General features: G+C 33.6%; 7 protein-coding genes. 4 read left to right on the top strand and 3 right to left on the bottom strand.

Features of this window, described 5'->3' with window-relative positions; all coding sequences use genetic code 11:
• Positions 1-24 precede the first annotated feature (24 nt).
• Entirely contained in the window at positions 25-816 is a 792-nt protein-coding gene (locus MJQ71_RS16995) for an alpha/beta fold hydrolase (protein WP_238807961.1), read from the top strand.
• Between the two features lie 18 nt (positions 817-834).
• On the opposite strand, the gene MJQ71_RS16990 is transcribed toward MJQ71_RS16995, so the two are convergent.
• Entirely contained in the window at positions 835-2,037 is a 1,203-nt protein-coding gene (locus MJQ71_RS16990) for a sensor histidine kinase (protein WP_238807960.1), read from the bottom strand.
• A gap of 423 nt (positions 2,038-2,460) precedes the next feature.
• Here MJQ71_RS16990 and hemA point away from each other — a divergent pair, with 423 nt between their 5' ends.
• Positions 2,461-3,717, top strand: a complete 1,257-nt coding sequence (gene hemA, locus MJQ71_RS16985) for a glutamyl-tRNA reductase (protein ID WP_238807959.1) — start codon at positions 2,461-2,463, stop codon at positions 3,715-3,717.
• Positions 3,718-3,922: 205 nt separating this feature from the next.
• On the opposite strand, the gene MJQ71_RS16980 is transcribed toward hemA, so the two are convergent.
• Entirely contained in the window at positions 3,923-7,906 is a 3,984-nt protein-coding gene (locus MJQ71_RS16980; RefSeq protein WP_238807958.1) for an N-6 DNA methylase, read from the bottom strand.
• 369 nt (positions 7,907-8,275) lie between these two features.
• Here MJQ71_RS16980 and MJQ71_RS16975 point away from each other — a divergent pair, with 369 nt between their 5' ends.
• Positions 8,276-9,721 (top strand): Gfo/Idh/MocA family protein, encoded by a 1,446-nt coding sequence (locus tag MJQ71_RS16975; protein WP_238807957.1) that lies wholly within the window; start codon positions 8,276-8,278, stop codon positions 9,719-9,721.
• Between the two features lie 111 nt (positions 9,722-9,832).
• Here the strand turns inward: MJQ71_RS16975 and murB are convergent, their stop codons facing one another.
• The gene (gene murB / locus MJQ71_RS16970) at positions 9,833-10,849 is read right to left on the bottom strand and encodes a UDP-N-acetylmuramate dehydrogenase (protein ID WP_238807956.1); all 1,017 of its coding nucleotides are present in this window, start codon (positions 10,847-10,849) and stop codon (positions 9,833-9,835) included.
• A gap of 95 nt (positions 10,850-10,944) precedes the next feature.
• Between murB and MJQ71_RS16965 the strand changes: the two genes are divergently transcribed.
• Positions 10,945-11,178, top strand: coding sequence for a hypothetical protein (locus MJQ71_RS16965; protein WP_238807955.1), 234 nt, complete (start codon positions 10,945-10,947; stop codon positions 11,176-11,178).
• Positions 11,179-11,646: the final 468 nt, after the last annotated feature.

The raw sequence follows: 11,646 nt of genomic DNA, 5'->3' as shown, positions 1-11,646 counted from the left end.
TCAATTTTTTTAAATATATCAACCATGAAAACCTTCATTTATCTGTTTTTTTGCTCATTTGTAGCATTTTCTCAACCAGATAGAGAGCCTTTATTTACCTCTTTTGATGGAACAAAAATTCATTATGATGTAAAAGGCGAAGGTTTTCCAGTAGTTTTGGTGCATGGTTTTATGAGTAATAGTAATTCATTGAAACGTGGGGCATTAATTCCTGAATTAGTCAAAGAAGGCTTTAAGGTTATCACGCTTGATTTACGTGGAAATGGGCTTTCGGATAAACCTCATTCGCTCACAGCTTACGAAAATAATGCTGAAATAAAAGATGTAATGGCTCTGATGAAACATTTGGGTTTCAAAAAATATGATGTAGTAGGCTATTCAAGAGGTGCTATATTGACTGCTCGGCAATTGATTTTAGACAAACATATTCACAAAGCAGTTGTGGGTGGCGTTGGGGCTGATTTTACCAATCCGAATTGGGAAAGACGCAAAATGTTTGCTGAAGCTTTTTCAGGAAAAGCACATCTTTATCCCGAAACAAAAGGGGCAATTGAAAGTGCCAAAAGAAATGGCGTTGATACTTTAGTCATGGGATTTTTGCAAAAAGTACAACCTGCCACTACTCCTACTCAACTTTCTAAAGTCAAAAAACAGGTGTTAGTGATTGCTGGCGACCAAGATTTAGACAATGGCAATCCTGCTGATTTAGCAAAAATATTACCTCAATCAACACTAAAAACTGTTCCTGGAAATCATGGAAATACATCACAATCGGAGGCCTTTGCAAAAGAAGTAGCCATTTTTTTAAAGAAATAGTATAGATTTATCGATATTCTATACTGTTTCCAATACAATCCTAAATGTTGTTCCTTTATCAATTTGGGTTTCTTTCACGAAAAGTTTTCCATCATGATAGTTTTCAATAATACGCTTTGCGAGAGTCAGGCCAAGTCCCCAACCACGTTTTTTAGTGCTAAAACCTGGCCTAAAAATCCGTCGAACATTTCCTTTTGAAATACCTTTTCCTGTATCACGAATATCAATTGCTATCGTATTTTTCCCTATTGGTGTCAATTTCACAAACAATTCACCAATGCCTCCCATTGCATCAACGGCATTTTTACATAAGTTTTCAATCACCCATTCAACCAAATGTTTATTGAGTTTAACTTTCACATTATCAGGCAATTGGCTATCAAAATGCACTTTTACTTTGGTCGAAATACGGCGTTCTAAATAATGTAATGTTTGCTCAATTAATTCCGAAATAGGTTCTTCACTCATGTGTGGAATCGAACCAATATTTGAAAAACGAGTCGTAATTGTCTCCAATCGTTTTACATCTTTTTCCATTTCATCGCCAATACTTGCATCAAAATCAGGGTTTGAACGCAATACTTCTACCCAAGCCATTAATGCCGAAATCGGTGTGCCAAGTTGATGAGCCGTTTCTTTGGCCAAACCCACCCAAACTCTATTTTGTTCTGCTTTTCGAGACGAGCTATAAGCGATAAATGCCAATGAACCAAAAATTAAAAATGTTCCTAAAAGAATATATGGAAAATAACGTAATTGTTTGGCCACCAAGGAGTTACTGTAATATAAAGAAACTTTATCTTTCCCAATCGAAAACTCAAACGGCGGATGTTCATCAGCCATTTCGGCAATTTTAGAATACAAAATCATTTCTTTTTCTTTCACCGTCCAGTTGTGCGTTGTATCTGCAAATTCAACAATATTGATATTATTAATTGGCACTCCATTATGCACTAAAATAGCAGGAATTGTTTCATTTGCTTCCAAAACTTCTTGAACAAAAGTATAATCACAGCTACTTTCTACACTTTTTTCAACAAAAAACTTAACACCAGCGGCATAAAGCAAAGCATATTTTTTCTCACGTTCCTCTACTTGATTTCCCAATTGATTGAAATAGTACAAAACTCCAATCCCAATAGTGAGCAAAACAGCAATTGCAACAAACCGCCAACCAGTGATTTGCTCATAAATATTCACAAAAACCTCTCTTCTTGCCATAATAATTAAAATTTTATTCGACTATTCAAGTCTCAATAATACTCAGTTCTTTGTTTAGAATTGTTCCAAATTATTGAATTTTACTTTTTACCTATCATTCTACCAAACTATTTGCGTTGAAAAATCGTAAATAATTAAAGAAACTATTTATTGAACAACCGACAGATAGTTATGCTAGATTTTTAGTTTTAGTATAATTTAGTTGAAACAAGGCGAAATGCTTTAGAACAAAAGAAACATTTGAAAACTAACATTGATAACGAATATTATTCTGAAAAGTACTTGTTAAGTTTTGTATTTTTTTTAGAAAATGATAAAATATAGCTTTAATTAATTTAGAATAATTCTAAATTAATTAAACTGACTAAAATCATATCAATCATAAGTAATCTGACTGTAAATTTGCATACTATTTAAGAAAAAATGCACGGACTATTTAAAGCAATAACAATTTCGCATAAAAAAGCCTCACTTCCAGTCAGAGGCCAAATTGCACTTAACGAAGAAGAAGCTAAAGCATTAATGCTAAAGATTCGTGAAACTTACGATGTTTCGGAAGTGCTTGTGCTTTCTACTTGCAACCGTACTGAAATATATTACTGCTCTGAAAGTGACTTAGGCGAAAATATTATTCGCTTAATTGCCAGCCAAAAGATACTTAATTCGAGTGAAATTTTTCCATTTTTCGATATAATTTCTAATCACAACGAGGCAGTAAAATATTTGTTTGAAGTTGCAATGGGTTTACACTCACAAGTTGTGGGCGACTTACAAATTCCGAATCAAGTAAAACATGCTTATCAATGGGCAGCCGATGTACAGATGGCAGGACCATTTTTACACCGATTACTGCACACGATTTTCTTCACCAATAAAAAAATTGTTCAAGAAACATCATTTCGTGACGGTGCAGCTTCAACGTCTTACGCAACCGTTGAAGTGATGGAAACGTTTTTGCCATTGTTGCATAATCCGAAAATTTTGGTTGTTGGTTTGGGCGAAATTGGCGAAGATGTTTGTCGAACTTTGGCTGATAAAGGTTATAAAAATATTACGATTACGAATCGTACATTAGAAAAAGCCGAAAAGCTCGCAAACGAATTAAATTTTGAAGTTGCTGATTATGAGTCAGTTAATCAAAATATTCTTGATGCTGAGATTGTTATTTCGTCTGTACGTTGTGAAGAACCTATCATCACGAAAGCTACTTTAGAAAATAAAACACTTGCTATCAAATATTTAATAGACCTTTCTGTACCGAATAGCATTGCGGCAAACATTGAAGAGTTAGCGGGTGTTGTTGCTTATAATCTTGACGAAATTCAACTCCGTGCGAATGAGGCACTTCAACGCCGTATGGAAGCGATCCCACAGGTTTTAGACATCATTGATGATGCTATTGGTGAATTTAATAATTGGTCGCAAGAAATGATTGTTTCACCAACCATTCAGAAATTGAAAGGAGCTTTGGAACAAATCAGAAAAGAAGAAATGGCTCGTTTTGTGAAAGAATTATCGACTGAAGAAGCCGAAAAAATGGATAAAATCACAGCAAGCATGATGCAAAAAATCATTAAATTGCCTGTAATTCAACTAAAAGCAGCCTGTAAACGTGGCGAGGCTGAAACGCTGATTGATGTGCTAAACGACTTATTTAATTTAGAAAAACAAACGGTATAAAACTGTTTTACAAAATATTTAAAGGCGTAATTTTCTGAGAAAATTACGCCTTTTTTGTGGAAAAAATTTAAAAAGCAAAAATATATCCAGTAGGGATTTTATATAGGCGGCCGACGTTCGATAGTTAAATAGTAAACACCAAAAAACATCATGCCGTAGATATGATGTTCTACCGATATTTCATCTCTACGAGATGGTTTAGAGGTTATAAATACTTTCTTAAAACTACTTCTTTCTGCTCTTGAATCGTGCCTAGAAACTGCTCTATGTCTTCTTTTTGAGATTCAAGAGTCGTGATTTGTTGTATTATTTTGTTCTGAGCTTCTATTGAAATTAAAGGAATTGTAAAATTGTCAATATCATCTTTGTTGATACTTGGATATGATGCTTTCTGCATCTTATCTTCCATCTGCTTCATTAAATCTTTAGAATACATGAAAAAATAGAACAGCAATAGTGTTTTATAATCATCTTCTTCCTTACTTTTGATAATAGCGAATCCAGTTGAAAAAACAACATCTTTGGGAACTTTGGAAATAAAAGCGAATCCCTTTAAATAAGGTCTTACTGTTGAAAGTATTATGCTATTATCTTCTGCAATTCTTTTAGCTCTTGACGGTGCATTTTTACCATTAATTTTTTGCTCAAAATTTATTTTATTAGTTCCTTTACTAACGCTATCAATATCTACATAAGTAAATAGCTCATTTTTATATAATTTTTCTGGATTTATAACTTTTTGATTAATGCCAAAATAAGAAATAATTTTTACAAACTTAAAAGTGTTATTTTCAAAAAGTTGATTGACTATATCTGCAATATTTATCTGTATTTCCTCCAGTTTATCTCTACTTTCATTCTCCTTTGCTTCAATATCTAAAATTTCACTAACTATTTGTTCTTGAATAGGTTTTGGTGGGAGTGGGATTTTATTCTGTAAGTAACTCGCATTATCAAGATTCAGTAATCTAATACCCGATTGTAATGATTTAGTTCCTCCTTTTCTATAAAAATTGTGCAAATAAAACCATAAATAAACAGGATTTACAATAGATTTATTTGCTCTAAGTCTTGATGTAAAATTACTATACGAATATATTGCGTTATCCCTTTTATCAAAAAATGCAACCCTACCAATAGGTTGTGATGGACTTCCGCCTGATTTTTCGACAATAATATCGCCATATTCAAGCGTTCTCGTTTGTAGTTGTTTTGTTTCTACACTTATTTCTGCAATATCTGTGGAATCAAGTTTGCCAGTCATAGTAATAAAGTTAGTATTTCTAATTACTTTTACTAACTGCATAGGTTCTTTTTCACCTTTCCATAGCCCACTCTGAAAATTAGCAATCTTTCCCAATCTCACCAACTCCCATTTACTTTCAATTTCTATTAGGGCTTTTTTTTTAAACGAAATATTAATTTCTTTTTCAAATCCAACCCTATCAAATTTCATCATTTCGTAGAGTTTTTGTATTTGAATATTCTCGCTTATGCTTTCATCTATTTTTTGGGCTTTGCCCAAAAAAGCATCGTAAACGTAACTACTTGCTTTTGTTTTATCAAAACGGTTGGTTTCGTGGTAAAGTTTTGTCGTGAAATTTCCTTGTGCGTCGCTAAACATTTTGATACCCTCGTGTCCTCTACGATTAGAAAATTCGTAGCCTAAAAATGCTTTTTCTTGGTCGTTATTGCCTGTTGGGTTTGTCTTTATCAGAACAACTTCTTGCGGATAAGCAAGCATGAAATAAAGCATCTTTTCTTGTTCGATGGCAAATATTTTTTCATAAAATAGTCGAATTAAGTCTTTTTCAGCTTTGGCAAGTGCAGTTTCTGTTTCTATAATCTTTTCAATTACTTTTTCATCCTGCTTTTTGAGTTTTAGAGAAGGTATTTCAAATTTTAGTTTTTCAATTTTAGCTTTGAGATTTTGTGTTTCTGCTAAACTATTATAATACTTCTCATAATCTTGATATGATTCTTTTTCTTTGAAGTTTTGATTAGTGTTTTGCTTGATAAAACTCACATAATCAGTTAATTCTAATTGATAAACGTGTTGAATATATTTACTGAAAGCGTTAGCTATATTATTACATATTGTATCGTTTCCATCTTTAAAAAACTGCTGAATTGTATCTTGAATATTCTTAAAATCAGAATCTTTTCTTCGCCTTAAAAAAAGTGTAATGGTATTTGTTCCAGTTGCCATAAAAGTAGAAGAACCAAATTCTACTATGGCTATGATTTTGAAATATTTAAGAATAATTTCACGTGCCAATGTATAAACTCCTGCATTGTTCAAAATACTACTTGGTAGAATTATACCAACTATACCATTTTCTTTGACTATTTGCTTGGTTCGCTCCATAAAAAGGCATTCAATTTCCTTGCTTTGTTCAGTAAAAGCATCGTGCAAATCGAATGATTCTTCTTTTCTTGCAAGCGTTTTGATAAAAGCTGAAACTGAATAAGGAGGATTTGCTACTAAAACATCAAAATTAGGATTGTTTTTTGCATTCTTTTTGAGATGCAAAAGTGGGGCCTCTTGATAGGCTTCGCTATCAAAAGCATCTAAGCCATCGGCATGAATAATGTTCGCAATTCCATCACCATTTAAGAAACAACTTACTTTTGCAATTTTAGATAGCCGATAATCTTTTTCAATGCCATATATAAAACGGTCAGCCCATTTATAGGCATTGTTTTCTGTTTTCCAAGATTCTAAATTACTTTTAATACTTTGGGTACAGTTTTTTGTGTCAATTTGTTGAATAATATGCTGTATTTCGTCCATTGCTTCAGTCAGAAAATGACCACTTCCAGCAGCATAATCAATTACAGTTGGTAAAAACTCTGCTTTTCTATCTTTGATTTTCTGCTCTATTATTTCTTGCAAAGGCAAACTACTAACTATAAACTTTGCAACTGGTACAGGTGTAAAAAATTGCCCAGCTTCTTGTTTTAGCGTGTTTGAAAGCAACAATTCAAAGAAATTGCTTAAAAACTGTTGTTTATGAGAATATCGAAGTTGAAAGTTTTGCAATAAAATAACTGTTTCTCGAACTACTTTGGCGTTATCTCGAAATGAATTTTCATCGAAAACCTCTTTGAACGCAAATTCATTGTTCTTATGTAAACGTAATTCAGTAATACGTTTACGTAAGTTATCCTGAATGGTTGGGCTTAGGGTGCGAAGTTCTTCATCTAACTCATCGTCCGAAAAATCAGTTACAGTTTTGTGCAAATACTCAAACATCCCTTTCTTATAAAGGTCATTGAGTCGTTTTTGAAGTTCAATATCAGTATCACCGTCTCGCCACTGAAAACATAGTTCTTCTTCATCGGGTCGGTCTTCATCTACAATTTTTGCCAAAATCAAGTTAAACATCTTGTTAAAGGCATTTGGTTTATCAGAGACTACATTATGGCGTAAAATCTCGGCAAACTGATTGTAAATATATCCACTATCTCCCTGCTGTAATTCAACTAAATTTTTTCGTTTAAGTGGTTTTAAAACTACATTATAAGGAGTAGAATCTTCATCAAAAATTCCATCATATTTAAAACTTTGTCCTACAATTTGCTCATTTCCATCTTTCCAAAGTTTATAAATGTCTGCTTTGTTTTTACCTTTAAAATCAGCTTGTGCTTCTATGATACGATTTGCATAGCGTTGTTTATTATCTTGAAATGTTGAAGAATACAAACATAAAAGTCTTGTTTCTGGTTCTTGAACATAGTAAGACAACAACTGCCCTCCACTTGATTGCGTTTTTTCAAATTCGTGTTCAAATTCCTTACCCCAAGTTTTACACTCAATTATCAAAAAGGCTTTTTCCGAGTTTTCATTTTCACTTTTAGGGTAATTTACAAAAATATCTGCTTTGCCTTTATCTCGATGCCCTAAACCCCATTTCTTTTCAAGTGTGATATTTTCGGGTTTATAACCTTTTTCTAAAAGTCTATTTACACACTCTAAAACGACAAAATTTTCACTTGCTTGAAAATTACTTGTTGTTTTATCGCCCAAAATCATAGGTTTAGGGTAATCAATTTCTTCTTTTTCAAAATCAACAGAAATTGTGTATTGAAAATCTTTGTAGCTTTTTGAGTAGATAGTTTTCGCTTCATTTTTTGAAATAAAGCCAATGAATTCAAGAAGTTGTTGAAAGTAAGGTTGCTTAGTCATACGGTCAGGGGGCAAATAAAAAAACGTGGGAACGTTGCTATTACTTGCCTCTGAGGGAGTCGAAGCCCTGCGAACAAAGTAAAACAACGCCCACGTTTGACCGTAGGCGTTTACTGCTTTACTCCCTATTCGCTAATAATTTTCGACTTTTCAGAGACAGGATTTTTAAGCTAAACGCAAAAATTTATATGTCGTTTTTTAGTTTTTTTCTATAAAATGAATGTTGGTTTAAATGCAAATATAGGTCAAAAAATGCAGAATAAATAGTTTGGCAAAAACGAGTAGCTTTTGAATAAACAAATAAATTACGTTTCTTTTTTCCTCCCCAAAAAATTTCTACATTTCGTAAAAATTCAACCTTCTATCAGCATGAACAACTCTCACGACAAAAAACAACAAAACTCACGCCGTAATTTCCTCAAAACCAGCACTTTGGCCTCCGCAGGTTTTATGATTGTCCCTCGCCACGTATTGGGCAAAGGCTTCGTAGCACCGAGCGATAAACTCAATATTGCGGCCGTTGGCTGTGGTGGTAAAGCCGATTTTAATATCCCACAAGCCTATAACAATGGCTCTGACAATATCGTAGCTCTTTGCGATGTTGATGATAGACAGTCTGCAAAGTTTAGAGCAAAATTTCCGAATGCACCATATTTCAAAGACTACCGAAAAATGTTGGAGTCGGAAGGAAAAAATATTGATGCCGTAATCGTAACTACACCCGACCACATGCACTACCCTATTGCCATGTCGGCGATTCAGTTAAACAAACACGTTTATGTTGAAAAACCACTCACACATGATATTTGGGAAGCCCGACAACTGACCGAAGGAGCAACAAAATATAAAGTTGTAACCCAAATGGGTAATCAAGGAAGTAGCGGAAAAGGAACAAGAATAACCGAGGCAATCGTACAAAGTGGCATGATTGGCGAAGTTCATACAGTTGAAGTTTGGACTAATCGTCCTGTTTGGCCACAAGGAGTAAAATCACCTAAAGACAAAGGCGAAAAACAAGTCATTCCGAATGAAGTTGATTGGAATTTATGGCTCGGAACAGCCCCAATGCGTGATTATCACGAAGCGTATATGCCATTCCGCTGGCGTGGTTATTGGGATTTCGGCACAGGTGCTTTGGGTGACATGGGTTGTCATTTTATGGATGTCCCGTTTCGTGCTTTAAATTTGGGCTATCCAACATCGGTTGAGTGTTCGGTTGGACAAGTTTACGCCGATTTCTTTAAAGAAGCTTTTTTTGATGATGTTTGCCCACCATCGGCCTCTATTCACCTCAAATTTCCGAATCCTTCAAGTAAAAACCATAAAGAATTGAGCCTTTCTTGGTACGACGGCGGTATTCGACCAAAACTACCAGAAGGTTGCGATTACGAAAAAGTTTTTGCAAATATTGATGGTGGAATCATGTTTATCGGCACAAAAGGCGTTTTAGCCTGCGAACTTTTCGGCAGTAATCCAAAATTATTTATCAACGGAAAGCAGGAAAATGTAAAATTCCCAGAGCCAAAAAGGCCATTCGTTGATGGAGATATCAATGGTCACCAACAGCAATGGGTTAAAGCTTGCAAAGCAGGTTTTGGAGCATATACAAGTTCTTCTTTTGACCAATCTGGGCCTTTAACAGAAACCGTTTTGATGGGAAATTTGGCGGTTCGTTCGTTTTTACTTCGTGATGCAAAAGATAAATTTATTGGAAGAAAAAAACTTTTGTGGGACGGAGCGAACATGAAAATCACAAACTTCGACGAAGCCAATGCTTTCGTAAAACGAACATATCGTGCTGGTGGTTGGATTTGATTTTTTAATTAAAGGAGAATTAACCTAGGTCAATTCTCCTTTAATTCTTATAAACTTTCGTATATTTTGCTACATTAAGCACATTTTTCAAGATAATTTCACAACAACACCTTAAACGAAATTAACTTCTGCCGAAAGACGAATACCAAATTTTTCATCAATCGAAGCTTGTATTTTCTTCGATAAATCTTTTATTTCGTCACCTTTTCCTCCACCATAATTGACCAAGACCAAGGCCTGTTTGGCATGAACACCTACATTTCCGAAACGTTGACCTTTCCAACCAGCTTGCTCAATTAGCCAACCTGCTGGTACTTTTATTGTGTTTTCGTTGACAGGATAAGACGGAATCGAAGGAAATTGAGCTTTTAAAGCCTCAAACTGTTCTTTTGAGATTTCTGGATTTTTGAAAAAACTACCTGCATTTCCAATTTCAGCAGGATTGGGAAGCTTACTTTGACGAATATGAATAACGGCATCGCTAATTGCTTTTATCGTTAGGTCGTTCACTTGCATTTCACTCAACGTATCTTTTATTGCACCATATTCTATATGAAAACTTGGTTTTTTATTTAGTTTAAAAGTTACGTTCAAAATAATAAACTTTCCTTTAGCTTCGTGTTTGAAAATACTTTCCCGATAACCGAAATTGCACGTTTGTTTATCGAATATTTTAGTTTGGCCAGTAGCTATTTCAAGGGCTTCCAATTCTTCAAAGACTTCTTTAATTTCAATGCCATAAGCACCTATATTTTGCATAGGAGCAGCTCCGACGGTGCCAGGAATCAATGAAAGATTTTCCATTCCAGCATAATTTTGGTTAACGCAGTGCATCACCAAATCATGCCAAACAACTCCTGCACCCGATTTTATCCAAATATTTTCGTCGTTTTCTTTCACAACTTCAAATCCTTTGATAGCCATTTTTATGACCAATCCATCAAAATCTTTGGTTAATAAAAGATTACTTCCTCCGCCTAAAACCAATCGCTCAACCGACTGATAATCAGTGTCTTGTAAAATTCCTTGTAATTCTTCAATACTTGATATTTCAGCAAAAAACTTCGCTTTTGCTTCGATCCCAAAAGTATTAAAAGGTTTTAACTGTACATTTTTTTGAACTATCATCAGGCAATAAGAAAGAAATAGGTTTATTAGAAAAACTCGTCAAAGTTAGCGATTTTTGCAAAACGATGGAGATATAAAATCAAAACAATCAACTAATGTTGACCATAAAAGTTAACATTGAAAATGAAATGTTCTTTTTGAGTACATGCATTGTTATTACTGAAGCTGGCCAATTTCAAAAACTTTCAACCAAATTACCAATGATTGTCTTTGATGATAAGTCTGCATTAAAAGCTAAAACCAGCTATCTTTATAAGATAAGTACTAAAATTGATTCTCAAACTCACAAAAGTTGTAAAAATCCTATCACAGAATTAAAAAATTATTAATTTAATTTAATTTAAAAATACTTTCTGACATTATATTTTTTCTCAAAAATGTACTATATTTGCAAACCCTATTCAACCTAACTCTTTTTTCGCTTCGGCGAGTATTCAACCCAACCTATTTACAAATACTATTATTTAGTTCAATAAAGGGTTTTTAACCCCCAAAAGTAGCAGACATAAATCGGCTACTTTTTTTATTGATTAAATCGTAATTTTTTACTTCTTTTCATCCTAAAAATCATTTAAAAAATCACATTTTTGGTTATCTAAAAAATGGAAAAACTACATCCAAGAATGTTCCATTTTTTCTCTATTTTCTAAAAAAAAATTTTGTTTATCAAATATTTTTTTCGAGCCTCAAAAATAACATAAACTCCTTATAACAAACACATTACGTTGTTTTTACTAAATATTGAACATTTATTTTTATAAAAAATTTGGCGGTTAGCGAAAAAATATTTTTCTTTA

Origin of the sequence: Emticicia aquatica, from assembly GCF_923079645.1 — a bacterium.
GTDB lineage: Bacteria > Bacteroidota > Bacteroidia > Cytophagales > Spirosomataceae > Emticicia > Emticicia aquatica.
This window is presented reverse-complemented; position numbering and strand designations above follow the sequence as displayed.

Coding starts and splice junctions, on each gene's coding strand:
- MJQ71_RS16995 (WP_238807961.1), top strand. CDS start 25: ATGAAAACCTTCATTTATCTGTTTTTTTGCTCATTTGTAGCATTTTCT.
- MJQ71_RS16990 (WP_238807960.1), bottom strand. CDS start 2,037: ATGGCAAGAAGAGAGGTTTTTGTGAATATTTATGAGCAAATCACTGGT.
- hemA (WP_238807959.1), top strand. CDS start 2,461: ATGCACGGACTATTTAAAGCAATAACAATTTCGCATAAAAAAGCCTCA.
- MJQ71_RS16980 (WP_238807958.1), bottom strand. CDS start 7,906: ATGACTAAGCAACCTTACTTTCAACAACTTCTTGAATTCATTGGCTTT.
- MJQ71_RS16975 (WP_238807957.1), top strand. CDS start 8,276: ATGAACAACTCTCACGACAAAAAACAACAAAACTCACGCCGTAATTTC.
- murB (WP_238807956.1), bottom strand. CDS start 10,849: ATGATAGTTCAAAAAAATGTACAGTTAAAACCTTTTAATACTTTTGGG.
- MJQ71_RS16965 (WP_238807955.1), top strand. CDS start 10,945: ATGTTGACCATAAAAGTTAACATTGAAAATGAAATGTTCTTTTTGAGT.